Here is a 26,987-nt window from a genome sequence, read left to right on the forward strand (position 1 = left end):
CGAATCTCGAATCTCGAATCGCTTACATGCGCTCTAGAGTGTCGATACCTAGAAGCGATAGACCTTGCTTGATCGTCTTCGCTGTTAGTGCAGCAAGCTTCAGACGGCTCTGCTTAACAGCTTTGTCTTCAGCAACTAGGATAGGGCAAGCTTCGTAGAAGCTAGAGAATTGACCAGCTAGTTCGAATAGGTAGCTACACATGATGTGTGGTTGACCTTCACGAGCAACAGACTGTACTGCTTCTTCAAACTGTAGAAGTTTCGCGATAAGCGCTTTCTCTTTCTCTTCAGTGATTTTGATTTCACCTTCAAGCGAGTCCATAGAAATGCCAGCTTTAGCAAATACAGAAGCAACACGAGTGTATGCGTACTGCATGTATGGTGCTGTGTTGCCTTCGAATGCAAGCATGTTGTCCCAATCGAACACGTAGTCAGTAGTGCGGTGCTTAGAAAGGTCTGCGTACTTAACCGCTGCCATAGCAACAGTGTTCGCGATCGCTTTCTTCTCGTCTTCTGCTAGTTCTGGGTTCTTAGATTCGATTAGCTGCGCTGCACGAACTTCGGCTTCATCAAGAAGATCAGCAAGACGAACAGTACCGCCTGCACGAGTCTTGAATGGTTTACCGTCTTTACCTAGCATCATGCCGAATGCGTGGTGCTCAAGAGAAACAGATTCTGGGATGTAACCTGCTTTACGAACGATAGTCCAAGCTTGCATTAGGTGCTGGTGTTGACGTGAGTCGATGAAGTAAAGAACGCGGTCTGCGCCTAGTTCTTCAAAACGGTATTTTGCACAAGCAATGTCGGTTGTTGTGTAAAGGAAGCCGCCGTCGCGTTTCTGGATGATAACGCCCATTGGGTCACCATCTTTGTTTTTGTATTCGTCTAGGAATACAACTTGTGCGCCGTCATCTTCTTTAGCAAGACCTTGCTCTTTCAGATCCGCAACAATAGTTGGAAGCATGTGGTTGTACATGCTTTCGCCCATTACGTCATCACGTGTTAGAGACACGTTTAGACGATCGTAGTTGCGTTGGTTTTGAATCATTGTTACGTCAACAAGCTTCTTCCACATCTCTGCGCAGAACTCGTCGCCGCTTTGCAGTTTAACAACGTAGCCACGTGCTTTAACTGCGAACTCTTCGTCTTCATCGTAGAGCTTTTTAGATTCACGGTAGAAGCCTTCAAGGTCAGCAAGTTCCATTGAAACTTCACCAGACTCAGCCTGAACGCGCTCAAGGTTTGCGATAAGCATACCGAATTGAGTACCCCAGTCACCGATGTGGTTAGCGCGGATAACGTTGTGGCCTAGAAATTCTAGAGTACGAACTACTGCATCACCGATGATAGTTGAACGTAGGTGACCAACGTGCATTTCTTTAGCAACGTTTGGCGCAGAGTAATCCGCAACAATAGTTTGCGTTTCAGCAACGGCAACACCAAGGCGAGAGTCAGCCAATGCTGCGTCTGCTTGTTTGGCTAGGAAAGCTTCATCTAGGAAGATGTTTAGGAAACCCGGACCTGCGATTTCAACTTTAGACGCGATACCGTCTAGGTTTAGAACGTCCAATACTTTTTGAGCAAATTCTCGTGGGTTAGTGCCTAGTCGTTTAGCAACGCCCATAACGCCGTTTGCTTGGTAGTCACCAAACTGTGGTTTTGCAGATTGACGAACAGCAGCAGGAGAGCCTGCAGGTGCGCCAGCGGCTTCTAGAGCCTGAGATACTTTGTCATTAATAAGTGCTTGGATATTCACACGCGTTTCCTTCAATTCAAGGATGATAAGAGTGGCCGTTAATTCTTGGTCATTAAATTGGTTAATTATGCTTCTAGTTAACGATTTAATGCCAAAATCAGCAGCAGACTCTGTTTAAGTTCACAGAAATGGCGGTAATCATACCAATTTTGTGCGGTTTCTTATAGGTCGAATTGATAGAAAATTAACATTTCCTGAGTGGTTTTTGACAATCGACTTTTAGCAAGACGCGTTTGCATGTTTAAGGAGCGAAAAGAACATAGTTATTGAGTGTTTTTTGTAAAAGCAACGCTTGTTGCAAAAGGCAAAACTGATAACATGCAGCCATTATTTGGAGAACACAGACAATGATGATGAGCCTGAAGCAAGCTGAACTAGAACCACAACAAATGATCGCCCGCCTTGATACTTTTATGGCAAAAATCGAGAGCCTAGGAAATACATTAGGTTTGGATTTAAGCTTTGCTCAAGCGGATCATATTGCGCTGCGAATCAATGACACTGAGCTAGCGAAATCTGCCCATCAAGCGTGGTCTGAGTACGGCTCTATGATTTCTGAGGCGATGATTAATGGTCGTCCAATTGTGGTGTTGGCTTTCGATGAACCCTTGCAAAGCCTTGGCTGGAAAATTGAATGTTTGGAGCTGCCATATCCAGCAGAAGGTAAGATTTACCCAAGCCAAGATTGGGAACATGTAGAGTTTGTGATTCCTTCTCATGCCCAAACAGCTGATGAGTATCTAGCGGATCTTAAAGAAACTTACCCGCAGTTCGCTGCTAACTTTGAAACGCTGGGTGAGCAAGGCGTTAAGATCAAACTCTCTAGCCCGAAAGGCGAGGGTGAACGCTTGAATAACCCAACAGTGGCTTTTAAACATCAAGGGATTTGCATCAAGCTGCATCCACACTCTTTGAAGAAGATTGTGGAATCAGAACAGGCTTAATTTGAATAGAGAGTTGCTAGGAAAGAGATTCCTGATCTCGCCTTGGCTCGTCGGAATGACGGGGTGTTCGATGAAATTTTCCAGAGTCTATCTTTGGATAGTGACAGACTGAGCGTTCGAGAGCGTATGTTAGAGCCTATAGCTCGAAGGTTCATCACCGAGTTCGTCATTCCCGATAGCGACGAAGGAGCGTAGTCGGGAATCTCTCAAAGCGAGTCTGATCATCAGATACAAAAAACGCGCGATGGGCTTTCCCTATTGCGCGTTTTTTATTGGGTTCTAACTGGAAGTCTTACCGGAAATCGAATATCCGATTTACAGAATTACAGTCTTGTTGCCGTAAACAAACACATGATCATTGATCACCTTGTTTAACGCCTTACTTAATACATTCTTCTCTACGTCACGACCGGCTTGTGCCATGTCTTTCGCGCTGAAGTTGTGATCCACAGGGATAACATCTTGCTTGATGATTGGACCTTCATCCAAATCATTCGTCACAAAGTGTGCCGTTGCGCCAATGATCTTCACGCCGCGCTCATACGCTTGTTGGTATGGCTTCGCGCCAATAAATGCTGGCAAGAAGCTGTGGTGGATATTGATGATCTTGTGGTGGTATTTTTCAACAAAACCTGGTGTCAGCACTCGCATGTACTTAGCCAAAACAAGGTAATCCGCCTCGTACTGGTCAATCACTTCTAGCATCTTTTTCTCATGTTCTTCACGGTTTAGCCCTTCGTGAGAAACATGGTGGTAAGGGATGTCAAAACGCTCGGTTAGGCTTTGTAGAATGTCGTAGTTACCGACAACGGCCGCAATTTCAACGTCTAAGCTGCCATCGAAGTTCTTCATTAGAATGTCGCCAAGGCAGTGTGCTTCCTTGGTCACGAGTATCACAACACGCTTGCGAGACGAATCAACAAGCTTACGTTTCGTATTTGGTGGCAGGGCTTGGTCTAAATCGGCAAGCAAGGTTTCATCATTGAAATAGCCTTCCAGCTCGGTGCGCATAAAGAAGTGGCCACTTGTGTTATCTACGAACTCATTGTTGTGAATAATATTGAGTTGGTGCTTATAACAAATATTGGTGATCTTAGAGATGAGGCCCGGGGCATCAGTACAATGTGTTAGTAAAGTTTTTCTTTCCATTTGCATCTTACTTCCATGAAATGTTGCACTTATTATATGAAATAGGGATTCTTCAAATTTAATGCAGGCCGTCGAACGGTGAACTGAGCCGCAATATCACCGTTATAATTAATCTATTATCAAGTTGGTTTCAACAAATTCTGCTGCTGATTTATCGCTTTGATAAATTGTTTGATATAGAAATATCAGTTTTTAGATAGAAAAACAGGCAGAAGCTTCATTTTTAAAAGTTTTGACCGTAGTACGCATTTGAACTTCAACCGAGGCATTTACGCCTTGGCCAAAAATAGAGGTGATACTTATGGATAAAGAGTTACTAGCCAAAAAACTGTACTGCAAGCGAGTGAATTCATTGGCGAGAGGTACCGAATTAGATGGTCATGTTCTAGATGAAATGTGGGAAAGTAAGACCTCACCAACCGATGCAGCGAAAGCCATACAGCCTGGTGATAACCATTTTGAAGGTGCTCCTTGGCTATCACGTTATCTCAGTCGAAAATAAAAACGATTCTCTAATTCCTACTTCTTCAATTCTTACCTTCAAGGTAACTTAAGCCACGTCAAGCCAAACCAAACACCTCCGGTGCGAAGTCATTCTTGATTCGCGCCGGCTCACTAAACCTGCCATAATTCTCCTTCTCTTTTTCTAAACTTCGTACTCTATGATATCTAAAACGTTTTCTGCTGATGGCGCTCTGGGCAAAGCTATCCCTGGGTTTCAACCAAGACAAGCTCAGTTAGACATGGCTGAAGCGGTTTCACAAGCTATTGAAAATCAAAGCCAGTTGGTTGTTGAGGCTGGAACAGGTACTGGTAAGACGTTTGCTTACCTAGTGCCTGCGCTGCTTAGTGGCAAGAAAACCATCATTAGTACGGGGTCTAAAAACCTTCAAGAACAGCTGTTTCACCGAGATTTACCCTTGATGGTCGATGCGCTTGGCTTTTATGGTCAAGTTGCGTTGCTCAAAGGACGTTCAAACTACTTGTGTTTGGACAGACTCAGCCGCCAAATGATCGAGAGTCATGGTGCTCATACCGATCCAACGCTGCTGGCTCAGTTAGTCAAAGTTCGTAGTTGGTCGTCATCCACTCAAACGGGTGATTTAGGCGATTGTGATGATATCGCTGAAGACAGCCCGGTTATTCCAACCATTACCTCGACCAATGATAATTGCTTGGGTAAAGAGTGCCCAAGCTATACCGATTGCTTTGTGCTTAAAGCGCGTAAAAAAGCGATGGATTCCGATGTGGTGGTCGTAAACCACCACCTTTTCCTAGCTGATTTGGCGATCAAAGAAACCGGATTTGGCGAATTGATACCTGAAGCTGACGTGTTTATTTTCGATGAAGCACATCAACTTCCTGACATCGCCAGCCAGTACTTCGGACAATCGGTTTCCAGTCGACAGATCCAAGAGTTAGCCAAAGACATTGAAATTGCTTACCGAACTGAAGCCAAAGACATGCGTCAGCTACAGAAAGTAGGGGATAGGCTCGTTCAATCGTCAGCCGATCTGCGTATTGTGCTTGGTGATACCGGCTTTCGTGGTAACTGGCGCGAAGCTTTGAAATCCGAGTCGATTGCACGCGAGTTAGTTCGTTTGCAAGATGCTCTGCAACTTGCTGTTGATGTATTGAAGTTAGCACTTGGGCGAAGCCAGTTGTTAGATACCGCTTTCGAACGCGCAAATATGATTAAGTCGCGTATCGAACGTGTGTGCGATGTGTCGATCACTGGCTATTCGTATTGGTATGACACTACACCGCGCCACTTTGCTCTGCATATCACACCGCTTTCTGTCGCCGATAAATTCCACGAACAGATTGAGCTGAAGCCGGGCGCATGGGTGTTTACCTCAGCAACCTTGGCGGTGTCGGATGATTTCGAACACTTTACTTCTCGATTAGGGTTAAAACCGTCGGCACAGTTTTCACTGCCGAGCCCGTTTGATTATCCGAATCAAGCGCGCTTATGTGTGCCTCGTTATCTTCCAGAACCGAATAGCCCCGGTCTCGCGGATAAGCTAGTAAGAATGCTGACTCCTGTGATTGAGCAAAACCAAGGCCGCTGTTTCTTCTTGTGTACTTCACACAGCATGATGAAAGAGTTGGGGGAGCGATTCCGTGAAACCCTCTCGGTTCCCGTTCTATTGCAAGGTGAGACAAGTAAGCAAAAAACCTTAGCCGAATTCATGGAATTAGGTAACGCATTGCTGGTGGCTACAGGTGCTTTCTGGGAGGGGATAGATGTTAGGGGCGACGCATTAAGCTGTGTTATCATCGATAAATTGCCCTTTACAGCCCCTGATGACCCTTTACTTAAGGCTCGAATCGAGGACTGTAAGCTAAAAGGGGGTGATCCTTTTGCACAAGTACAGTTGCCAGACGCTGTGATTACCTTGAAACAAGGTGTCGGCCGATTGATACGTGACAAGCGCGATAATGGTGCTTTGATTATTTGCGATAACCGATTGGTGACTCGCGATTACGGTGGCATATTTTTGGCGAGTTTACCGCCTATCCCTCGTACACGTGACTTAGGGGTCATTAAAGAATTCTTAGCTAAAGACCATTCAACCGCTGCTGAGTAATTGGCATTGTTGAGTTTAGCCATTATTTTTAGATTAGATAACGAATATTTGAGACACAAATGAGCGCGAAAATTCTTGCAGTAGATACCGCAACTGAAAACTGTTCAGTTGCATTAGTAATTGGTGACCAGGTGTTCGCACGTAGCGAAGAGGCTCCTCGAGACCATACAAAAAAAATTCTACCTATGGTTGATGAAGTACTGAAAGAAGCGAATGTCGCTTTAACCGATATTGATGCTATCGCGTTTGGCCAAGGTCCAGGCAGTTTCACGGGTGTACGTATTGGTATTGGTATTGCTCAAGGCTTGGCTTTTGGTGCGGATTTACCGATGATCGGTGTCTCTACACTGGCTGCGATGGCGCAAGGCAGCTACCGTAAATTTGGTGAAACTCATGTTGCGACAGCGATTGATGCGCGTATGAGTGAAGTGTACTGGGCTCGCTACAGCCGTGAAGAAGATGGTCGTTGGACTGCGGTTGATGCAGAGTGTGTTACACCACCGAGTGAGTTGGCAGCGCAGCTTGAAGCGGACTCTGAAACATGGGCAAAAGTCGGTACAGGTTGGGAAGCGTACGCAGAACATATGGATACTCTAGCGATCAACACCAAAGCATGTGAAGTGCTATTCCCAGAAGCTCAAGATATGGCGTTCCTTGCTCAATTTGCTTACGCAGAAGGTAAAGCGGTTGCAGCAGAAGAATCTGAGCCAGTTTATCTTCGTGACAAAGTGACTTGGAAGAAACTGCCAGGTCGCGAATAATTTTTACAAGGTTCTGATGCAAATTAGGTCTAAATGCGTATTATTTAGATTTGAGAGGGCAGATATTTAGTCATGGTATCAATTAACAACTTACCTCCTTCTTCGATAGGCAGCACGTCTAAGCCGAATCGAATTAAAAAGAAGGAGCAGGCAAAAAAATCTGATGCTAGCACTGCGGTTGGGCAACCGACTAAGGTCGCTAATGCTGTTTCTCACTCTATTCGTCAAGTTAAAGAGTCTGAACTACACAAGGCTCAAATCCAGTATGATCTTCCAGAAGGCCGAGGACGTAAGGCTATGGAAGAGTATATGGATGTAATGAATCAGGCGAAGAAAGAAGAACTTGCAAAGCTTATCGGTGTCGATATCTACATCTAGAGCTTCTTATTAATGCCTGTTTAAGGACCAGAACCATGTCAAATTATCTCTCTAAATTACGCTTAATAGCCCTTTCTCTTGGTGTCTTGGTACTTGCCGGGTGTTCATCACTTCCTAGCGAACTTGAAGCAAAATCAGAGCCTGTAATTAGTGATTACCAACAGTGGGTCGACCAACTACCGGAGGCGAAAAGTGTTCGATTGGGTGGCGTCATCTCTAAAGTAACCAACTTGAAAGATAAGACTCGAATCGAAGTTGCTAATATGCCGATTTCGAGTAGCGGTAAGCCAGATCTAGACGCAGAGCCAAGCGGACGTTTTGTTGGTTATATTGAAGGGTACGTTGAGCCTCTAAGCTTTGCAGAAGGTCGTCTGATTACTTTGGTTGGTCAGTCAAGCGGGAGTGAAGATGGAAAAATAGGGGAATACCCTTACACCTTCCCTGTAATGAAAGTGGACAACCAACGACTGTGGAACATCACTGAGCGTGTTGTTGTTAACGATTTTGCACCAACCTACTACTCGTGCAGAAGTTTACATTGTCGCAGTTTTCAAACGATGCCAAGACAAGGTCGAGTGATACAGGACGTAGAGTAATTAACTTTTTAGACGTTGATTGCGCAAACAGATGGAACTAAGTGTTTGATGATTGAAAAGTCATACTCCCTTGCGAGCGGGACGCTTGCAACACAACAGATTGGCAACCCACAAACGACCGCAACGACGGTCGTTTTTATTCATGGGTGGTTGGATAATTCGTCCAGCTTTAATCCGGTTATGCAGCAAGTCGCCAAGTTTGCGCCCAATGCTCACCTTGTTGCTATCGATCTCTTCGGACACGGCTTCTCGTCGCACAAATCGGGAAGTTACTACCCATTTCATGATTATATTGATGACTTGCATCAGTTGGTGACTAAATTATCGCCAAACAGACTGGTACTGGTAGGACATTCACTTGGTGCATTGATCGCAAGTTGCTATAGTGCCGCCTTTCCTGAAAAGGTGTCAGGATTAATTCAAATTGAAGGTCACGGACCTCTTTCAGAAGCTCCCCAAGAAACGGTTTCTCGCTTGAGAGATGGGGTACTCAGTCGTCTTCGACAGCGAAGAAAGCCTTCACGTCCTCTGGCAAGCCTTGAGGATGCTATTAAGCTGAGAGCTCACGCCAATCAAATCAATGCTGAATTAATTGCTCCTATTGTCGAGCGAGGAATTGTCGAGTTAGATAACTCTTGGCAATGGCGATGCGACCCTAACCTAAAATGTGACTCGTTATATCGAATGTCACAGGCGCACGCTGAAGCGATCATGGCGGCTATTGAATGCCCTCAATTAATAGTTTTAGGAAATGATGGATTCCGACATTTGCAGCATAATCGCTACAAATCAGCCCATAGTCCTCTAAATATAGAGACTGTTCCTGGTGGACATCATTGTCATTTAGAGAGCCCAGAGCTAGTTTCAGAGCTAATTCTTGGTGTAGTTAACAAAATTTAAACAAGTGTTTGAGCCTTTTAGTGCTCATGCACTAAAGCTGTGCTGTAATACCGCAATGATAAAAAGCGGCGAAGCAGTCGTCAGCTGATAAACGAGGAGTAACATCGTGGATAAACCTTGGCTTTCACGTTATCCAAGTGACGTACCAGAAACGATCAACCCAGATCAGTACCCATCTCTTGTAGAAATGTTTGAACAGTCGGTACAGAAGTACGCGGACCAACCTGCATTCGAGAACATGGGCTCGATTATGACATTCCGTAAGCTTGAAGAGCGCAGCCGTGCTTTTGCCGCTTACCTACAGAATGACTTGAAACTGAAGAAGGGCGATCGCGTCGCGCTAATGATGCCAAACCTACTGCAATACCCAATTGCACTATTTGGTGTATTGCGTGCAGGTATGATTGCAGTGAACGTCAACCCACTGTACACACCTCGTGAGCTTGAACATCAACTGAACGATTCTGGTGCAAAGGCGATTGTTATCGTATCTAACTTTGCGAGCACGCTAGAGAAAGTCGTTGATAACACGCCGGTTAAACACGTTGTTCTAACTAGCCTAGGGCAAATGCTGCCACGCGCGAAAGGGACAATTGTCGACTTTGTAGTGAAATACGTAAAAGGCATGGTGCCTAAGTATGATCTGCCGGGTGCTATCTCATTCAGAAAAGCGCTGCACAAAGGTCGTCGTCTTCAATATGTGAAACCGTTCATGGCGGGTGATGACATCGCGTTCCTACAGTACACTGGTGGTACAACAGGTGTAGCGAAGGGCGCAATCCTAACGCACCGCAATATGATTGCGAACGTACTTCAAGCGAAAGGGGCTTACGGTCCTGTTCTGCAAGAAGGCCGCGAGTTGGTTGTAACGGCATTACCGCTTTACCACGTATTTGCACTGACGGTGAACTGCTTACTGTTTGTTGAGATGGGTGGTCGTAACCTTCTAATTACTAACCCTCGTGACATTCCTGGCTTTATTAAAGAGCTGCAAAAGGTTCCGTTTACCGCAATTACCGGCGTAAACACCTTGTTTAATGCGCTAGTTAATAACGAAGATTTCCACGAGTTGGATTTCAGTAACCTACGCCTATCTGTTGGCGGCGGCATGGCGGTTCAACGCGCTGTTGCTGAGCAATGGAAGAAAGCGACAGGCATTCACCTATTGGAAGGCTATGGCTTAACTGAGTGTTCACCACTGGTAACGGGTAACCCATACGACCTGAAAGACTACACAGGTGCTATCGGCCTACCAGTACCATCGACAGAAGTTCGTATTGTTGATGATGAAGGTAAGGTTATTGCTAATGACCAAGTAGGCGAGCTACAAGTTCGTGGCCCTCAAGTGATGCAAGGTTACTGGCAGCGCCCTGAAGCGACCAAAGAAGTGATCGATCAAGACGGTTGGTTATCGACAGGTGACATCGTTAAGTTTGATGACGAAGGCTTGTTGTACATCGTTGACCGTAAGAAGGACATGATTCTTGTATCAGGCTTCAACGTCTACCCGAACGAGATTGAAGACGTTGTGGCTCTGCATGGTAAAGTGCTTGAAGTAGCAGCTATCGGTCAACCTCATGAAGTGTCTGGTGAATTGGTTAAGATCTACGTTGTGAAGCGTGACCCTAGCCTGACCAAAGAAGACATTATCGCGCACTGTCGTGAGCACTTAACGGGTTACAAAATCCCTAAATTAGTCGAGTTCAGAGATGATCTTCCAAAGACTAACGTAGGTAAGATCTTACGCCGCGTACTGCGTGAAGAAAACGATGCAGAACTTGCGAAACGCGCTAGCGAATAATTAGCCCGTTTGCGCGAAAGTACTGCACCAAAACCATTGAGGCGCTTAATCTAAGCGAGCGCTGAAAAATGGTGTTAGAATGCCGACAGTTAATGTCGGCATTTTTGTATCCGGCGATCAAATAGAAACCTGTGAGAGTTTTTGTGGATTATCAAATCATTACCCAATTGAAAGACCTTGAGCGAGTTTGCCAACAAGCACGTGAAGCCGATGTCGTTATGCTTGATACGGAGTTCGTTCGTACTAGAACCTATTACCCTCAATTAGGCTTGATTCAGTTATTTGATGGTGAAACGCTGTCACTGATTGACCCTATTGCTCTTGATGACATGACACCGTTCGTTACCTTGTTGAAAGACGCATCAGTATTGAAAGTGCTGCACGCGTGCGGTGAAGATTTGGAAGTGTTCCAAAACGCATTTGGCTGTACACCAACACCAATGGTTGATACACAGATCATGGCGGCTTTCTTAGGTCATGGTTTATCAACGGGCTTTGCTGCTCTGGTTTCAGAGTTTGTCGGTGTCGATCTCGATAAGAGTGAATCTCGCACAGACTGGCTAGCGCGTCCGCTTTCTCAAAAACAATTGGACTACGCAGCAGCAGACGTGCATTACCTAATGCCAATGTACAACAAGCTTCTAGAAAAAGTGATGGAAGCTGGCTGGTGGGAAGCGGCTCAGCAAGAGTCTGATTTACAAGTTGCCAAGCGCATTCGTAAAGTAAACCCAGATACAGCCTACCTTGATATTAAAGGGGCGTGGCAGCTTAAACCTAAGCAATTAGCGATCTTACGACCTCTAGCAACTTGGCGTCTAAAAGAAGCAATCAAGCGCGATTTAGCGCTGAACTTTGTCTTCAAAGAACAAGACCTATGGGCTGTGGCGCGTTTTGCGATGAAAGATCCCAAGCACATGGAGCAAGAGGGTTTTGATTACCGCTCTGTGCGTCGCCATGGTGCGAAGATCAGCTCAATCGTAAAGTTAGCGGAACATACACCAGAAGAAGAGTACCCAGCACCAGTAGAACGTCTAATGGACTTCCCTGGCTACAAGCAACTCTTCAAAGTGCTGAAAGATGAAGTGAAAACAGCATCACAACACAGTGGTTTGGCGACGGAATTCTTGGCATCGAAGAAGCAACTTAACCAAATGTTAAGCTGGGTGTGGAAGCACGATCGTAACCCAGAAAAGCTGCCTGATGTTATGCAAGGCTGGCGTTTAGATGTGGTTGGCGAAAAGCTGAGTAAAGCGATCAAATAACCGCTTGCTGCTTTAAAGCCTAACTTAGTTACAGTTATAAACTGCACATACAAAAAAGAGAGCCTAGGCTCTCTTTTTTATTCAATCAATACAAGCAAGTGTATTACCTGCCAATCTTGTTCAGAAAGATTATCGATCTTCTTCTGGAAGCTTAACATTCAACTCTAACACTGAGATGTCGTCATCTTTGTGTTCAAAAGTCAGATCAACCATTGATGGATCGACCTCAACGTACTTGGCAATACACTTCAAGATGTCTTCTTTTAGTTGCGGCAGGTAAGACGGCGCTGGGTCGTCATGGCTGCGTCGTTCGGCAACAATGATCTGCAAACGTTCTTTGGCTAGGTTTGCGGTTGTCTTTTTCTGTGGTCTAAAAAACTCTAATAATGACATTGTGCATTAGCCCCCGAACAGTCGTTTGAAGATGCCTTTCTTCTGTTCCGTTAAGAAGCGGAAGTCAACTTGGCTACCCAGTAGTCGCTCTACAGTATCATTGTAAGCCATACCTGCGTCGGTTGCTTCGTCAAAGATAACTGGAACACCCTTGTTCGATGCGTTCAGTACCGCTTGGCTCTCTGGAATTACACCCAGTAGAGAGATGTGCAGGATTTCTTCAACGTCTTCAACACTGAGCATCTCACCTTGAGTTACACGTGCTGGGTTGTAGCGAGTCAATAGAAGGTGTGTTTTCACTGGCTCTAAGCCGTCTTCAGAACGACGAGATTTAGAGTCAAGAATACCTAGAATACGGTCTGAATCGCGTACTGAAGAGACTTCTGGGTTGGTGGTTACAATCGCTTCATCAGCGAAGTACAACGCCATAAGAGCGCCTTGTTCGATACCCGCAGGAGAATCACAGATGATGAAATCAAAGCCCATTTCATCCAGTTCATCAAATACACGACGAACACCATCTTTTGTTAGTGCGTCTTTATCACGAGTTTGAGAAGCAGGAAGAATGAACAGGTTCTCTGTGCGCTTGTCTTTGATCATCGCTTGGTTCAGCGTCGCTTCACCATTGATAACATTAACGAAGTCGTACACAACACGACGCTCACAACCCATGATTAAATCTAGGTTACGCAGACCGATATCAAAGTCGATAACTGCGGTTTTCTTTCCTTTTAAAGCCAGACCCGAGGCAATAGCTGCACTGGAGGTCGTTTTGCCTACCCCGCCTTTACCTGACGTTACAACGATAATGCGTGCCATTCTGTTTTCCTTTTATTTCTCTTATATTGCGAGGACATCAACGTGTAATACATCGTTTGCCATACTGAACATGGTTTTCTTCTGCCAGTACTCGCTTTCAATTTGATCGCTGAGCCAGTAATTTCCAGCAATGGAAACCAGCTCGGCTTGTAAGTCATTACAAATTATTTTTGCTTCAGTTTGACCACTTGCACCTGCAATCGCACGGCCGCGTAAAGTGCCATGAATATGGATGCTGCCATCGGCAATCACTTCCGCGCCTGCACTCACATGGCTGAGTATCAATAGATCGCCATCTTTCGCATAAACCTGCTGACCAGAACGAATAGGGGTTCTAATCACTTTGATTGGTGCCATTTTCGCTGGAGCTTGAGATGGCGACTTGCTTGCCGTCATCACTGCAAAACCGGCTTCTTTAGCGAGGTTTTGCATTCGCTTATCAGAACAGCCTGCCACACCAACCGGGATCATACCCGCTTGAGATATACCATTTTTAAGTTGCACAAAATCGATATCGCCCGCGACTTTACTGATGTTGATAACAACAGGTGCGGCAGCGAAAAACGTAGGTGCTTGGTCTACTTTCTCTTGAAGAAAAGAGACTGCATTTTCGACTTGATCATCGGATAAGTGCAAAACAGATAGCGTAAAGCTGCTACCTTTTAGATCTGGGTTACTAGACATCGAAAAACTACAGGACCTCAATAGCGGATTAGTACAATTTCTTTATCAATAAAATAAAGGGCATTGCCTGAAACTAGGTTTATCATGTTATATTCCCAAACCAAGCACAGCAAGTAATCTTGTTGTCAAATGGACGTTTTGTTCCCAATATTTCCCTAACATAAACTATTGATCTCGCAAGTGAGAGTTTTGTAGTCATAATCAATTAAAAGGTTTGTCATGCTGTGTTCTATATATAAAAGCTCAAAGAAAGAAGGAACATACCTTTATATCCCTAAGAAGGATGATTTTTCACAAGTTCCTGACGCATTGATGCAAATGTTTGGTAAACCTAGTTTTGTAATGGTAATTAAAATGGATGGCCGTAAACTGGCTCAAGTAAACATCGAAAAAGTGAAAGAATCACTGAATACCGATGGTTTCTTTTTACAGGTTCCGCCACCACCAGTTAACGAACTTGAGCTTCATAAAGAGCGTAAAGCTCAACAGAAATCTCAAGACGAAGAGTGATAGCCACCTCAATTCAAGGAGGAATGATCGTTGAGTAAATTTTCGAAAACCATATTGGCTGTGTCGGCATTACTATTGGTTAATAGCTTGACCATTAGCTCAGTGCACGCTGAAGAATTGAGCTTCGAACAATATGTAGAAAAACTAAAGCAACAAGGCCGTGAAGAAGGCATCTCTGAAACGATCATTGATGAAGCCTTTGATGGTGTAACGTTTAAGCCAAGAGCGGTGAAAGCCGACAAGAATCAACCTGAGAAAAAACTGACTCTGGATGAATACATTCCACGAGCAGTGCCTGATTGGAAAGTGAAGCAAGCCAGATCACTTTATAAGAAGCATTACACAGCGCTAAAGCGTATTGGTGATGAATATGGTGTTCAACCAAGATTCATTGTCGCGCTATGGGGTGTTGAGAGTAACTTTGGTAAGTTCACTGGTAACTACAGTGTTATCGATGCGCTAACGACCATGGCTTACGAAGGACGCAGAGAAGCGTTTTTCCGCAGCGAAGCGATGGCGGCGTTGAAGATTCTTGATCAAGGCCATATTGCACCAAAAGAGATGAAAGGCTCTTGGGCGGGCGCAATGGGTCAGCCTCAATTTATGCCAAGCTCATTCTTAGCATATGCGGCTGATGGTAATGGCGACGGTAAGAAAGACATTTGGGGCACTGAAGAAGACGTATTTGCTTCAGCGGCAAATTATCTCAGCCAATCAGGATGGGATGACAAATATACTTGGGGTCGTCAGGTTCATGTTCCGTCAACTGTGTCGATCGATTTACAAGGTCGAGACGAAGACAAAGCGAAATACTTAAAAGAGTGGTCTGAACTCGGTATTAAACGCTATGACGATCGCCCACTGCCAACACTTGATGAAGACATTAAAGCTTGGTTAATCATGCCGGATGATGAAACCGGACGTTCGTACCTCATTTATAACAACTACAATGTGTTAATGAAGTGGAATCGTTCTTACTACTTTGCTTTGGCAGTAAGCCACCTAGCCGACAGAATTAAGTTTGATTAACAGACCTAAGTCGCTTTGAATAGCATTTGGCCTATCATAGGCAGAACGAACTAAAGGACTCTTCGGAGTCCTTTTTGATTTTATATTTCAGAGATTTAATAAGGTGATCTTGTGCTAACAGATAGGGCTGCACAGATGGTGATATTCCATGCGCTGATCAAGCACGAAGGCTTTACCAGTGCTGCAAAAAGCTTGAACGTTTCGGTGTCTCATATCAGTAAGCAAGTCGCTTTGCTTGAAGACTCAATCGGCATCAAGTTGGTACAACGAACCACACGAAGCCTCACGCTGACTGAAGCGGGAGACGTGTTCTATCAACATTGTGAGCAGCTGTTTAACACAGTGAAAGCAGCTCAGATGGATATGGATAGCCAGCGCGATGATATCTCTGGAATACTACGCGTCGGTTTGTCGCAGTCATTTGGTACACTCCATATCATTCCGGCGATTGATCAACTCAGACAGCTTTATCCTCAGTTGAGAATCGAGGTCCACTTGTTCGACTATAAGGTGGACATGATTGAAGAGCGCTTGGATCTCTGGATCACCAACAATGAAGATTTGCCTGAAGGTTACATTGCGCAGCGATTAGCCGACAGTCAGTTTGTGGTGGCTGCGTCACCGGATTATCTGATTAAGGCTGGGACGCCACATGTACCTTCCGATTTGATTGACCATAACTGTCTTATCTATCGCAGCCGTGAACGAGATTACACATCGTGGGCGTTTGACAACGGGCAAGAAAACCTCAGCGTCAAAGTCGCGGGCGATTACTCAGTCGATTTGGCTGAGGCAGTACGAGACGCGGCAGTATCAGGGTGGGGCGTTGCTTATTTGGCGACTTACTTAGTGAAAGAAGAGTTTAGAACGGGCAAGCTCATTCAAGTATTGCCAGAGTGGAGAGCCAGTCAGCTGATGCCATTCTATGCCGTTTACCCGAGCCGAAAGAATATGCCGAAGAAGCTTTCAGCAGTGATTGAGTTCATTAAAGATCATATCGGGTCGCCGACGTATTGGGACAAAAACCTCAAAACTTGCGTTGAACTGCATCGCTAACTGTTTCCTAATCTATAAATATAATTTCCATATGGAAAAAGTACGCTTTTTAATCAAAGTTAATTATTAAAATTCAATAACTTAATTATACTCATAGTTAAATCGTGATTACCCCAACATCACATTAACAACCTCAGCTTGCCGCAAACGATTTCCTCTATAGAATGCGTCGCCTTTCCTATCTACAACTTTTAGGTTGACGCACATGGCTTCGCTACTTGGAATTATCACTATTTTAGTTGCCGCTTGGTTACTATCTACGGACAGAAAAAATATTCCACTAAGAACAGTCTCTTTGGCTTTCTTATTACAAATCTCATTCGCGCTGTTGGTTCTGTATGTACCAATGGGTAAAGAAGCGTTGAATGCAGCCACAGGTGCGGTATCTAGCTTGATCAACTACGGTCAAGAGGGGATTAACTTCCTATTTGGTGGCCTAACGAATAACGGATTTGTTTTCGCGATTAACGTTCTAGGCATCATTATCTTTTTCTCTGCACTGATCTCTGGTTTGTACCACATCGGCTTTATGCCAAAGGTGATCAACCTTATCGGTGGCGCACTACAAAAGTTCTTGGGCACAGGTCGTGCGGAGTCACTGTCTGCGACTGCAAACATTTTCGTTGGCATGATTGAAGCTCCATTGGTGGTTAAGCCTTACTTGAAGCACATGACGGATTCACAACTGTTTGCTGTGATGGTGTGTGGTTTGGCTTCTGTCGCTGGTGGTACGCTAGTGGGTTACGCATCGCTTGGCGTTGATCTAAATTACCTGATCGCAGCTGCATTTATGTCTGCACCTGCTGGCCTATTGATGGCTAAGATCTTAGTACCAGGTAGCGCAGATGACGCTCAAGAAAATATTGAGTCTGACGTTGAAATTCCACGAGCAACAAACGTAGTTGAGGCAATGGCAGATGGGGCTATGTCTGGACTTCGTATTGCCGTTGCGGTGGGTGCGACACTACTTGCCTTTATCAGTGTGATTGCAATGCTGAATGGCTTGCTAGGTATTGTTGGTGGTTGGTTTGGCGTAAACCTAAGCTTCGAACTTCTACTAGGTTATGTGTTCGCACCCGTTGCATGGCTGATCGGTGTGCCGTGGTCTGAGGCTGTGGTTGCGGGCTCATTGATCGGTAACAAGATTGTCGTGAACGAGTTCGTGGCTTTCATCCAACTAATGGATGCTAAAGAGGCGCTAAGTGAGCACTCACAAGCGATCGTAACTTTCGCTCTATGCGGCTTTGCTAACATCTCTACCATGGCGATTCTTATCGGTGGTTTGGGCAGCTTAGTTCCAGAGCGTCGCTCTTTCATCTCACAATATGGCTTCAAAGCAATTTGTGCAGGTGTGTTTGCTAACCTAATGAGTGCTGCTATTGCTGGTGTTGTACTTTCTCTATAGTTAACTGATCATGACTTTACTCCCCCTATAGTAAAGTGACTGATTAATCACAATAATATTCGGTTAGCGTGAAAAAGAGAACCTATAGTGTAAGAACGTAGGCTTTCTTATTTCATTGAATAGTTTGTACCACAGGGTGTGGTGCAAACCTTTTAGGGGCACAAATGGATTTGTCGATTACTTCTTCTTTGGCGTTAATTGGACTCTTGTCTTTAGCTTGTCAGCAGCTCGGCTGGCGTTTACGTCTTCCCGCCATTCTCCCTCTCCTTATCGTTGGCCTATTGTTAGGTCCCGGCCTGAATATTCTAAATCCCGATGCCATTTTCGGTGATGTGCTGTTTCCTATGATCTCCTTAGGGGTTGCCATCATCTTGTTTGAAGGAGCATTGACCCTAAATTTCAAAGAAATCAGAGGCCATGGCCGGATGGTGACTCACCTCGTGAGTTTCGGCATGTTGATTACATGGGCGTGTATCGTGGTGGGGGCATACTACTTTGTGGACTTCAGTTGGCCGTTAGCCGCACTGTTTGGTGCATTAGTTGTGGTAACTGGCCCTACGGTAATCGTGCCCATGCTTCGCAGTATTCAGCCTAAATCTTCGTTAGGCAGTATCTTGCGATGGGAAGGGATAGTAATTGATCCGATTGGCGCTCTGTTTGCGGTTCTCGTCTACGAGTACATTGTTTCTTCTGCCGACCCTACCGGACACGTTCTGTCAGCTCTGGGCCTGACGTTAGTCATAGGTTTAGGCTTAGGGATCATCGGTGGCCATTTGATTGCCAAGATGCTGCAAGGGCATTGGGTACCGCACTATTTACGTAATGTGGCTGTGCTGACGCTAATGTTGGCGGCGTTCTCGTTTTCTAATGATCTGAGTGAAGAATCGGGTTTATTAACCGTGACCATCATGGGGATCTGGCTTGCCAACGTGAAGGGCTTGGACATCGAAGACATCATCGAATTCAAAGAAACCCTGACCGTGTTACTTATTTCTGCGTTGTTTATTCTGTTAGCCAGTCGACTCGATTCGGGGGCTTTCCTTTCGATAGGTTGGGGCGGTATTGGGTTGCTAGCGGTGGTTATGTTGGTGGCTCGCCCGTTAAGCGTGTGGATCAGCGGGATCGGTACGGATCTTAATTCGGCGGATAAATGGTTTTTGAGTTGGATGGCACCTCGCGGGATCGTAGCAGCCGCGGTTTCTTCTCTGTTTGCGATAAAACTGCAAGAGAAGCAATTGATTGAAGGCGCAGATCTGCTCGTGCCCATGGTGTTCTTAGTCATTATTGGTACGGTTGTGATTCAGAGCTTAACCGCGAGCTGGTGGGCGAGAAGGCTAGGGGTCACTCAAGAGAAAGCGCAAGGGGTTATCTTCTTTGGCGCCACTCACTTTGCAAGACAATTTGCCAAGGTGCTAGCCACACACAACATCAACAGTGTGCTTGCCGATACGAACTGGGAGAGCATTCGTTTAGCGCGTATGGAAAACTTGAATGTTTATTTTGGTAACCCAGCTTCGAGCCACGCTGAAAATAATCTGGAATTGGATGGAATAGGGCGTGCGATGATCGTGTCGCCTTATCGTCAAACCAACCCGTTAGTTAGCATGCACTATCAAGACGAGTTTGGTGGAAATAAGGTGTTTGAGCTTGAATCCTCAGAGAATAAACATGAAAGGCACCAGGTGAGACGCGATGGCAATAGAAGTCTGTTTTCGGAAGGGATTACCTATTCTAAGCTTAACTCACTGATGGCTCAGGGTAGCCAAATTAAAAGTACAGGTTTGACCGAGGCATTTGATTTAAACGAGTTTAACGCGCTGTACCCTAAAGCCATTCCTCTTGGGGTGATTACTGGCGGTGATTTCCGTTTAATTACACAAGGATCTGAGTTGGAAAAACTCATATCAACGGAGTGTGAGCTTATTAGCTTATTACCGCCTTCTGAACAGACGGAAAAAGTCGAGAATCCAGATAAGTAGCGAATCGCAGTGCATCAAAAACGAGTTGCCCTGTTTCAAAACGAATGTCTAAGTATCAAAAAAGCCGCAGCGTTCATCACGTTGCGGCTTTCTAATTTTATTTATATGCGCTGCGGATTACTTCGAGTGAAATTGCTCACAAGCGATCATGGTGTTCTCGATTAGGCTCGCAACTGTCATTGGACCAACACCACCCGGTACAGGCGTGATGAAGCTTGCGCTTTCTTTCGCTACGTCGTATTCAACGTCACCCACTAGTTTGCCAGATTCCAAACGGTTGATACCCACATCGACCACAACAGCGCCTTTCTTGATCCAAGCACCAGGAATGAAGTTTGGCTTACCTACGGCAACTACAACAACGTCTGCTTGACGCACGTGGCCTTCAAGGTCTTTGGTGAAGCGGTGACATGTTGTCGTTGTACAACCTGCTAGAAGAAGCTCTAGCGTCATTGGGCGACCTACGATGTTTGATGCGCCAACCACAACCGCGTGCTTACCACGTAAATCGATGTTGTAACGGTCAAGCAGCGTGATGATGCCTTTTGGCGTGCAAGAGCGAAGCTTAGGCATGCGCTGAGCCAAACGGCCGACATTGTAGGGGTGGAAGCCATCAACGTCTTTTTCTGGCGTGATACGCTCAAGAACGTGAGTGCTATCAATGCCTGCTGGTAGAGGCAGTTGAACAAGAATACCGTCGATCTCTGGATCGTCGTTCAGTTGGTCTACAAGTGTTAACAATTCGTCTTCTGTCGCAGTGGCTGGCAAGTCGTAAGATTTAGATACGAAGCCAACTTCTTCACACGCTTTACGCTTACTTCCAACGTAAACCTGAGAAGCAGGGTCTTCACCCACTAAAACAACCGCTAGGCCCGGAGCGCGTAATCCAGCTTCAGTACGAGCTTTTACACGTGCAGCAACTTCGGAGCGAACCGTTTGAGAAATTAGCTTTCCATCAATATTTTGAGCAGTCATGAATTTCCTTAGTATTGATATTCAAGTTAGTGGCTGATGTTTTTGGCGCATTATTCCAGAAAATCTTTTTGATTACCATCAAGCAAACGTTTGCTTTGGTCTATTTTCCAACACTTATATGTTTGTTGGCCTTTTTTTACCCACTTAGATCAGAATGTTACATAAAGCCGTTGCTTTACTGATTCGAATTCGTATAATTCGTTCCTGTAGCGCGCCCTTAGCTCAGCTGGATAGAGCACCTCCCTTCTAAGGAGGTGGTCGAAGGTTCGAATCCTTCAGGGCGTGCCATTTATTTAGAAAGTCCCGATAATTCAATGAGTTGTCGGGATTTTTGCTTTTTAGCGTCACTGTCCCTTTTCATACCCTTGAGAGGACAGATACTTGAATTTTGATACCCACGTCACACTTTCTCTGCACACACCTATCCCTGTACTGATAGAACAGTACTCAATTCAGAAAGCTCAATACTTCAAAAGCTACCTCTGCACTATCCAATATCGCCTAAAGCGTTTAGCTGAATGGTTCTCAGATAGCTGTGTAAAAGACATTTCTCCAGAGGTTGTGTCTAAGTTTCTACGAGAGCGACAGACACAGGTTAAATCTGGCTCAGTTAGAAAAGATGCCTCGGTGTTACGAGCGATGCTTAACTGGCTGAGAAAGGACATAGGTTTGCAGATACCTGATGTGTTTAAGCACGTTCGCATCCCAAAAGACTACACAGTGCGACAGTTCACACCTACAGATGAACAACTACATAAAGTGATAGGGAATCTCAAAACTCTGGAACTCAAAGACATTTGCTTGCTGCTATCTGAAACAGCTTGTCGGCGCAGCGAAATACTAGGATTAAAGCTCGGTGATGTGTGCCTTGCGGGGCGTTATCTTCAGCTTAGAGATACGAAAAACGGTGAGGATAGGCGAGTTCCATTATCACGACCTGCAATGGCAACTCTTGAGCGCAGATTGCATGAGTTAGACGGATACTCAGAATCAAAACTTTTATTTAGTACTCAACCTATGTACTTGAGTAAAGCCTTTAGAGTTGCTGCTGATGAAGAAGGGTTAAATGATTTTGTGCTTCACTCACTGCGACACTACCGCCTATCTAAGCTCATACAAGCAGGGCATGACCATATGCTCGTAGCGAAGCTATCAGGCCACAAGGATATTCGAGTGCTGAACCGCTATGTGAAAGTTGACGTATCTCAGTTGGCAGTGACACTATTTGACTAAAGAAAACAGATACCTGTTGATGGGTATCTGCTTGTTCTATTTTAGGTTGTACTGAGTCTATGTAGGGCTATCACTTCAGATTGGCTTTTTTCAATTGGTTGCGCACTGTATTAACGTGGCAGCTACATGCTCTAGCTATATCAGTCATTGTGTAACCATCTTTGAATAGGCTGATAATTTTCTTGTTACGTTCTGATTTCGTGATGCTTTTGACTTCTTTGTTTGACAGCGAAGTTTGAGGAATAATCTCTGTTATTTTGTCAACCGTAGCACTGGTTATTCCTGTCTTCACCTTTAGTTCTAGCAATTCAGATTGCATTGCATTAAAACGGTCTTGAATTGCTGTAGTCATTGATACTTTCTCAAGCAAGTGGTTTATTCCATTATTAATTGTCCTATCACGGTAAGAGGCAGGGTCGAGTTCCATTCCGAGGTTCTTCATTTCGAGAGCCTTGCTGTGGCTCTTGTGCTCCTTGCACCCTTTTGAAAATCCTCGTTTGGATTTCTTGTGCATACTACGTTCAACATACTTTCTCTGCTTTTTCCCTTTCAGCCCAAGGGAGCGAGCATATATTGCGACTAACGTTAAAGCATTGACTTTTGGCTTATATTCCTCATCCAGTTCCACCTCTAATCCCGCTTTCATTAGCTTTACAATGTCTTCTGCAAAGACTTGAGGTTTTGCTTTGTAGCCAGATTCTTTGAAAGCGGCTACAACGATATCATTAGCTTCTTCTCTCATCTCTCTTGCTGTTTGTAGTGCTGCTGCAACTTGTGCCTTGGGGCTTAAAGCTTGTTCATCCCATCTATTGGATTTTTCCATTGCTGTACTCCTGTAAGTGATGTTTACCAGAAACGGGGTGGTTTTTTTGTAGGTTTTTTGTAGGTTTTGTTTGTGCTTTGACTGCTGAAGTCCAACTCCAGTTTGGTGGATTAGCCCTTTAGAGCTAAAGGAGGTACACGTTTTCTTTTATTTCAGAAAGTTAGAGAAGATGAATATCGCCAATTGTTTTTGATGATACTTGTATGCTGTCTTCCCATTGCTTTGGCGCTTCATCTTGAACTTTACTTCTTTGCTTTTCCTTGCTGCTTTTAGTGCTTCACGGCTCCAACAGGTAGACACGCCTTTAGGATTAAACCCTTGCGCCTTAAGCCAGTCCTTGAAGTTGGTCTGTCTAAAGCTCAGGTACTTCTTTTGATTTGACGGAATATGAAGTTTGTTGGGTGATTTGTACTTTTTACTTTTTCGATAATGGCAATCTAGTTTGATTAATTTACTCATAGGGGTTCCTTAATGCCGATACGCACATCATGGTGCATGTTTTAGATGAGGTAGGTTGATTCCAAAGGGAATCAAGAGGGCTTTAGATTGGGGTTCCACCCCAATCACCGGAACTATGTTCCTCCGTCTTATCGGTGCATTTTCAGTTTGTTTCGTTGTTCAATTCGGATGCGCTCAAGCTCATTGCCTAGCTTCTTATCTTTCTTGGTAGGTTCTTCTCTTGCAGTGGTCTTGTTGAGGCGTAGCAGTTTGATAGCGTTATCAATAGTGTCCTTTTGGACGCACATTGTGAGATTGTCGTCTTTGTCAGTGCTGTTTTCTGCTTCCGCTTTTTGCTCCTGAATCTGCTTAAGGAGTACATCAGCTACAACATCATGCAGCTCTTGCACTTGTGATATTGTTCCTACTTTGTTCTTCTTAGCCATTGGTCTTTCCCTTTTTCTTATTTCGATTTTTCAGTAGCTTTGCTTGTTGTACTCGCTCCACGTTCCAACCCTTAAACTTGACGTACATCAGCTTGAGCTTCCGCTTTCGAGCTAGTGACTGTCGCGTACTACCGTTCATGTCTCTAAGGTCATGCTGTAGTTCACAACGTTTACGGTTGTACTCCTTGCGGGTTATAGCCTTCATTCGCTTGCGCCATTTGTATTCGTTGAGTGCGCACTTTTTGAAATGAATAGGTGTGCCGTGAACTGTCATTCTCAGCTTCCACGCATTAGGTTTGATACCGTCCTCTCGAAGCCATTCCCAATGGCTTGAGCTCATATCTGCTAAACTCTTTACAAATGATTCGGATAATCCACATGTTTGGCTTACTTGTTTAGCGGAGAGTCTAGGCTTTAGCACTAACCGACCATTTTTCTTGATGAGTTCTTCTTCTGGCTGTGAGTACAGCACTTGAATTGCTTTTCTTACTTTGTCTTTATTTACTTTTCGTCTACCCATACCGTTCTACCTTATTGGCTTTCCTGAAGCTTCTATCTTCTGTACCAAGTTTTAATAACTAATCGGTAAGGAAAAGCGAGTAAGGTACGGTGTGAAATATTTCTGAAGCTGTTGATTTTATTGGTCTGTTATTTGGGTGGTGTCTGATATAAAAGTCCGATATATCGTACACATGTACGCTGAAACTAAGCTTCAGATAAAAGAAAGCCCCACCGCAAGTGCAAGGTAGGGCTGTCTGTCGGGATTTTTAGTGATTGTACTTATAAGGACTTTTTGATGTTGTAGATTGAGCTACGAGTAACGCCATGCTTTCTAGCCATCGCCGCAACAGGTTCCCCATTCGCTAATCCCTGAACGATACTCTTGTATGTCTCTGCACCCATCTTCAAAGGTCGCCCACCTTTTACGGCTTTCTCTGCCTCTTCCTTTGTCGCTCCTGCTTCAATACGTTTGGCGACACTGTGAGCTTTGCCTGACTGCATACGGTCTTCAATCATGTCCCTTTCCATCTCAGCAAACAAAGCAAGTAAGTGAACCATTGCTTTGCCCATTGGGTCGTTAGCTCCGGTATCTACTCCTTGCTCAATGCATTTCACAGTTATACCTCTCGCCTTGAAGGTTTCGAGGTTTAGTAGTACCTGCGACAGTGAACGCCCTAGGCGGTCTAGCTTGGTAATTACTACAATGTCTCCTTCTCGTGCGTACTCAAGAAGGTCATTGATTAGCTCTTGGTGTTCTTGGCTCTTACCTGAATGTTTAGCCTTCCATACTTTGCTACAGCCATAGCTCTCAAGTTTGCTTACCTGTGCATCTAAGTCTTGTTCCTTAGTAGATACACGAGCCAATCCAAGTAATGCGCCATTCTTCATCTGTACAATTCTCTGTAGTTTTGTTCTTTAATTGGAATGCATCATATTTCTGTGGACACAACTCTGTCAATTGGTTTTGTACATGTGCAAAAGTGTTTAGGTTAGGTGGGTTAGTGTTTTGTTCACTCAGCTTTGTGCAGTCTTTTACTTTGTTGAGGTTTTGTTTCTTCGGATTTCGGGAGGGTATTGGGGGACATTAGAAAAAGCACCGCAGCGGAAGCTCTCGCACATTTTCGACCCGTGAATTCTAGGTGTGTTAGTTTGATTTTGGTTATCGGCATCAAGAGAAGACGCCGATATTCTTTTGCATTGTTTTCAGTCTATGGTTAGCTTGTTAGTCTGTCGGATTGTTAGTAAAACGGATGTTACCGAAACCGTCTCGGATAACGTACCCTTGGTCATCAAATGAGACGTTGCCTAATTGATTGGCGAATACAGGGTATACCTTCCACTTTTCAAGAGATACATCGTCCCCGATGCTTTGTTTCCATTTGAGGGCGTAGTCCAGAGAATCGAACACCATATAGTCGGCTGTGTTCTCTAACAAACTACATTCTTGCGAGTTTAGTTCGCTGTAATATTCATGCAGTAGTTCGGAATTGAGTTGGTTTGCATGTTGTGCCAATTGATTTGCTTGGTCACGCATAGCCCACATTATTTGATTATAATGGTCCTTACCTACAGCCATAGATGAAATCTTGATACGTTCAATAAACTTCCCTTGAAGAACATTTTTATTCGAGCATCGTCCAAGCTGAGAATACATCCGTGCATACTCTCTTCCCCAGTCGTAGAACTGTGCGTATTTTCCATCTGGAATAGGATTATAAATCGAGATTATTTTCCTTCCAACTATGTAACTTGTTGGCTCTTGGTCGATGACGTGAGAAGTGTTTGCACATGCAGCTATTGATAATGAGAGCAGTGCTAACAAGGTAGGTTTTATCATGTGGATTTCAGTTTTCTGGTTCATATTGAGTATATAATAACACATAAAATTTGGGGTTTGGGCAGTCGTTCTTATGTGTAAAGTAGACCTTGACGACCAGCAACGCTAAAGTGATTCAAAGCACATATAAGTACAATCAGACATTAATAATTTTAGGTAACTCTTATGAAAAAATACTTCACTATCTTCTGCCTGTTACTACCAAGCGTGACTTTAGCGAAAACTTACACTACAGCTCAGATTAGTTGTCAGCTTGATGAGTATTGGGACCCAACGGAGATTCATAATTTCATTTATACGGATGATAGAATGGTAAGTTATGGCAGTACCTTTGAGCTTGAAGTCATCAGGCCAATGACGGAAGGCGAGAACGGCGTCATAACTATGGAGTATAACTTGGCTGACAACGGTGATATGTACTTTTGGTCATATAACCCAAAATACAGAACATTCAAATATAAGTTTTTAAAATACAAAGAAAATGGCGAGGTTATGTGGGTCGGTACAGGTCAAGAGAACTACAAACGCTGTAAGGCAAACTTTAGTTAGTTTTCGAGTGGGATACTCTTTACAGCTACAGTAGCACTGTCTTACAATCACGTCTCACTCGGGAAGTGACAAGCTATTAAACGCATGAACTGTATGATTCCTATCGATACTCCCTTCTAAGGAGGTGGTCGAAGGTTCGAATCCTTCAGGGCGTGCCATTATTTAAAGAAAC

At 44.5% G+C, this 26,987-nt stretch carries 28 protein-coding genes and 2 tRNA genes; 18 read left to right on the top strand and 12 right to left on the bottom strand.

All coding sequences use genetic code 11. From position 1 onward, the window contains the following. Positions 1 to 22 precede the first annotated feature (22 nt). Positions 23 to 1,756 (bottom strand): arginine--tRNA ligase, encoded by a 1,734-nt coding sequence (gene argS, locus AB4583_RS05790; RefSeq protein WP_017070297.1) that lies wholly within the window; start codon positions 1,754 to 1,756, stop codon positions 23 to 25. Positions 1,757 to 2,103: 347 nt separating this feature from the next. Between argS and AB4583_RS05795 the strand changes: the two genes are divergently transcribed. Next, positions 2,104 to 2,700 (top strand): VOC family protein, encoded by a 597-nt coding sequence (locus AB4583_RS05795; RefSeq protein WP_017070298.1) that lies wholly within the window; start codon positions 2,104 to 2,106, stop codon positions 2,698 to 2,700. A 315-nt stretch (positions 2,701 to 3,015) separates the two neighbouring features. Here AB4583_RS05795 and purU read toward each other — a convergent pair whose 3' ends face one another. Further along, positions 3,016 to 3,849 carry a formyltetrahydrofolate deformylase gene (purU, locus tag AB4583_RS05800; RefSeq protein ID WP_029235131.1) on the bottom strand — a complete coding sequence of 278 codons (834 nt, stop codon included), beginning with the start codon at positions 3,847 to 3,849 and terminating at the stop codon, positions 3,016 to 3,018. 301 nt (positions 3,850 to 4,150) lie between these two features. Between purU and AB4583_RS05805 the strand changes: the two genes are divergently transcribed. The 8 genes from AB4583_RS05805 (at position 4,151) to rnd (ending at position 12,138) form a co-directional block, all read left to right on the top strand. Then, positions 4,151 to 4,351: a hypothetical protein gene (locus tag AB4583_RS05805; RefSeq protein ID WP_017062381.1), complete on the top strand. Its 201-nt coding sequence runs from the start codon at positions 4,151 to 4,153 to the stop codon at positions 4,349 to 4,351. 160 nt (positions 4,352 to 4,511) lie between these two features. Beyond that, complete coding sequence (locus AB4583_RS05810; RefSeq protein WP_017063417.1) at positions 4,512 to 6,440, top strand: ATP-dependent DNA helicase; 1,929 nt, start codon at positions 4,512 to 4,514, stop codon at positions 6,438 to 6,440. A gap of 59 nt (positions 6,441 to 6,499) precedes the next feature. Beyond that, positions 6,500 to 7,201: a tRNA (adenosine(37)-N6)-threonylcarbamoyltransferase complex dimerization subunit type 1 TsaB gene (gene tsaB / locus AB4583_RS05815; protein WP_372116751.1), complete on the top strand. Its 702-nt coding sequence runs from the start codon at positions 6,500 to 6,502 to the stop codon at positions 7,199 to 7,201. A gap of 72 nt (positions 7,202 to 7,273) precedes the next feature. After that, positions 7,274 to 7,579, top strand: a complete 306-nt coding sequence (locus tag AB4583_RS05820; protein WP_017062378.1) for a hypothetical protein — start codon at positions 7,274 to 7,276, stop codon at positions 7,577 to 7,579. Between the two features lie 35 nt (positions 7,580 to 7,614). Next, complete coding sequence (locus AB4583_RS05825; RefSeq protein WP_017070299.1) at positions 7,615 to 8,175, top strand: Slp family lipoprotein; 561 nt, start codon at positions 7,615 to 7,617, stop codon at positions 8,173 to 8,175. A gap of 48 nt (positions 8,176 to 8,223) precedes the next feature. Further along, positions 8,224 to 9,075, top strand: coding sequence for an alpha/beta fold hydrolase (locus tag AB4583_RS05830; RefSeq protein ID WP_372116798.1), 852 nt, complete (start codon positions 8,224 to 8,226; stop codon positions 9,073 to 9,075). A gap of 106 nt (positions 9,076 to 9,181) precedes the next feature. Further along, positions 9,182 to 10,876 carry a long-chain-fatty-acid--CoA ligase FadD gene (gene fadD / locus AB4583_RS05835; protein WP_017062375.1) on the top strand — a complete coding sequence of 565 codons (1,695 nt, stop codon included), beginning with the start codon at positions 9,182 to 9,184 and terminating at the stop codon, positions 10,874 to 10,876. Between the two features lie 143 nt (positions 10,877 to 11,019). Next, the gene (gene rnd / locus AB4583_RS05840; protein WP_017062374.1) at positions 11,020 to 12,138 is read left to right on the top strand and encodes a ribonuclease D; all 1,119 of its coding nucleotides are present in this window, start codon (positions 11,020 to 11,022) and stop codon (positions 12,136 to 12,138) included. A 129-nt stretch (positions 12,139 to 12,267) separates the two neighbouring features. Here the strand turns inward: rnd and minE are convergent, their stop codons facing one another. The 3 genes from minE to minC are packed head-to-tail and all read right to left on the bottom strand — an operon-like array spanning position 12,268 to position 14,034. Further along, positions 12,268 to 12,531, bottom strand: a complete 264-nt coding sequence (gene minE, locus AB4583_RS05845; RefSeq protein ID WP_010436847.1) for a cell division topological specificity factor MinE — start codon at positions 12,529 to 12,531, stop codon at positions 12,268 to 12,270. A 6-nt stretch (positions 12,532 to 12,537) separates the two neighbouring features. Then, positions 12,538 to 13,350, bottom strand: a complete 813-nt coding sequence (gene minD / locus AB4583_RS05850) for a septum site-determining protein MinD (protein ID WP_009848498.1) — start codon at positions 13,348 to 13,350, stop codon at positions 12,538 to 12,540. 21 nt (positions 13,351 to 13,371) lie between these two features. Next, on the bottom strand, positions 13,372 to 14,034 hold the full coding sequence (minC, locus tag AB4583_RS05855; RefSeq protein WP_017063419.1) for a septum site-determining protein MinC: 663 nt from the start codon (positions 14,032 to 14,034) through the stop codon (positions 13,372 to 13,374). 219 nt (positions 14,035 to 14,253) lie between these two features. Here minC and AB4583_RS05860 point away from each other — a divergent pair, with 219 nt between their 5' ends. The 5 genes from AB4583_RS05860 to AB4583_RS05880 all read left to right on the top strand — a co-directional run bounded on the left by AB4583_RS05860 (position 14,254) and on the right by AB4583_RS05880 (position 20,013). Next, complete coding sequence (locus AB4583_RS05860) at positions 14,254 to 14,544, top strand: YcgL domain-containing protein (RefSeq protein WP_017062372.1); 291 nt, start codon at positions 14,254 to 14,256, stop codon at positions 14,542 to 14,544. 30 nt (positions 14,545 to 14,574) lie between these two features. Continuing rightward, entirely contained in the window at positions 14,575 to 15,573 is a 999-nt protein-coding gene (locus AB4583_RS05865; RefSeq protein WP_372116753.1) for a lytic transglycosylase domain-containing protein, read from the top strand. 135 nt (positions 15,574 to 15,708) lie between these two features. Further along, positions 15,709 to 16,629: a LysR family transcriptional regulator gene (locus tag AB4583_RS05870; protein WP_017063421.1), complete on the top strand. Its 921-nt coding sequence runs from the start codon at positions 15,709 to 15,711 to the stop codon at positions 16,627 to 16,629. A 205-nt stretch (positions 16,630 to 16,834) separates the two neighbouring features. After that, on the top strand, positions 16,835 to 18,034 hold the full coding sequence (locus AB4583_RS05875) for a NupC/NupG family nucleoside CNT transporter (RefSeq protein ID WP_017070735.1): 1,200 nt from the start codon (positions 16,835 to 16,837) through the stop codon (positions 18,032 to 18,034). A 164-nt stretch (positions 18,035 to 18,198) separates the two neighbouring features. Continuing rightward, positions 18,199 to 20,013 (top strand): cation:proton antiporter, encoded by a 1,815-nt coding sequence (locus tag AB4583_RS05880; RefSeq protein WP_372116755.1) that lies wholly within the window; start codon positions 18,199 to 18,201, stop codon positions 20,011 to 20,013. A 117-nt stretch (positions 20,014 to 20,130) separates the two neighbouring features. On the opposite strand, the gene folD is transcribed toward AB4583_RS05880, so the two are convergent. Continuing rightward, on the bottom strand, positions 20,131 to 20,988 hold the full coding sequence (folD, locus tag AB4583_RS05885) for a bifunctional methylenetetrahydrofolate dehydrogenase/methenyltetrahydrofolate cyclohydrolase FolD (RefSeq protein WP_017062367.1): 858 nt from the start codon (positions 20,986 to 20,988) through the stop codon (positions 20,131 to 20,133). 211 nt (positions 20,989 to 21,199) lie between these two features. On the opposite strand from folD, the gene AB4583_RS05890 reads away from it, so the two are divergent. After that, positions 21,200 to 21,276: transfer RNA gene (locus AB4583_RS05890), tRNA-Arg, on the top strand. A 93-nt stretch (positions 21,277 to 21,369) separates the two neighbouring features. Next, positions 21,370 to 22,221, top strand: a complete 852-nt coding sequence (locus AB4583_RS05895) for a site-specific integrase (RefSeq protein ID WP_137001194.1) — start codon at positions 21,370 to 21,372, stop codon at positions 22,219 to 22,221. 70 nt (positions 22,222 to 22,291) lie between these two features. Here the strand turns inward: AB4583_RS05895 and AB4583_RS05900 are convergent, their stop codons facing one another. From AB4583_RS05900 to AB4583_RS05925, 6 genes are all read right to left on the bottom strand, one after another. Further along, positions 22,292 to 23,044, bottom strand: a complete 753-nt coding sequence (locus AB4583_RS05900) for a hypothetical protein (RefSeq protein WP_137001193.1) — start codon at positions 23,042 to 23,044, stop codon at positions 22,292 to 22,294. A 147-nt stretch (positions 23,045 to 23,191) separates the two neighbouring features. Continuing rightward, positions 23,192 to 23,503 carry a hypothetical protein gene (locus tag AB4583_RS05905; protein WP_372116757.1) on the bottom strand — a complete coding sequence of 104 codons (312 nt, stop codon included), beginning with the start codon at positions 23,501 to 23,503 and terminating at the stop codon, positions 23,192 to 23,194. A 128-nt stretch (positions 23,504 to 23,631) separates the two neighbouring features. Beyond that, positions 23,632 to 23,928 carry a hypothetical protein gene (locus tag AB4583_RS05910; RefSeq protein ID WP_136982989.1) on the bottom strand — a complete coding sequence of 99 codons (297 nt, stop codon included), beginning with the start codon at positions 23,926 to 23,928 and terminating at the stop codon, positions 23,632 to 23,634. Beyond that, positions 23,921 to 24,448: a hypothetical protein gene (locus AB4583_RS05915; RefSeq protein ID WP_136982988.1), complete on the bottom strand. Its 528-nt coding sequence runs from the start codon at positions 24,446 to 24,448 to the stop codon at positions 23,921 to 23,923. The genes AB4583_RS05910 and AB4583_RS05915 overlap by 8 nt, the downstream gene beginning before the upstream one ends. A gap of 260 nt (positions 24,449 to 24,708) precedes the next feature. Next, on the bottom strand, positions 24,709 to 25,317 hold the full coding sequence (locus tag AB4583_RS05920) for a recombinase family protein (RefSeq protein WP_372116759.1): 609 nt from the start codon (positions 25,315 to 25,317) through the stop codon (positions 24,709 to 24,711). A gap of 334 nt (positions 25,318 to 25,651) precedes the next feature. Further along, positions 25,652 to 25,963, bottom strand: coding sequence for a hypothetical protein (locus tag AB4583_RS05925; protein ID WP_372116760.1), 312 nt, complete (start codon positions 25,961 to 25,963; stop codon positions 25,652 to 25,654). Positions 25,964 to 26,431: 468 nt separating this feature from the next. On the opposite strand from AB4583_RS05925, the gene AB4583_RS05930 reads away from it, so the two are divergent. Together AB4583_RS05930 and AB4583_RS05935 are read left to right on the top strand one after the other, a co-directional pair. Next, positions 26,432 to 26,815 (top strand): hypothetical protein, encoded by a 384-nt coding sequence (locus AB4583_RS05930; protein WP_372116762.1) that lies wholly within the window; start codon positions 26,432 to 26,434, stop codon positions 26,813 to 26,815. An 80-nt stretch (positions 26,816 to 26,895) separates the two neighbouring features. After that, positions 26,896 to 26,973 (top strand) — tRNA-Ser (locus AB4583_RS05935). Positions 26,974 to 26,987 lie beyond the last annotated feature (14 nt).

The organism is Vibrio sp. 10N.222.49.C12, from assembly GCF_041475025.1.
GTDB lineage: Bacteria > Pseudomonadota > Gammaproteobacteria > Enterobacterales > Vibrionaceae > Vibrio > Vibrio crassostreae_C.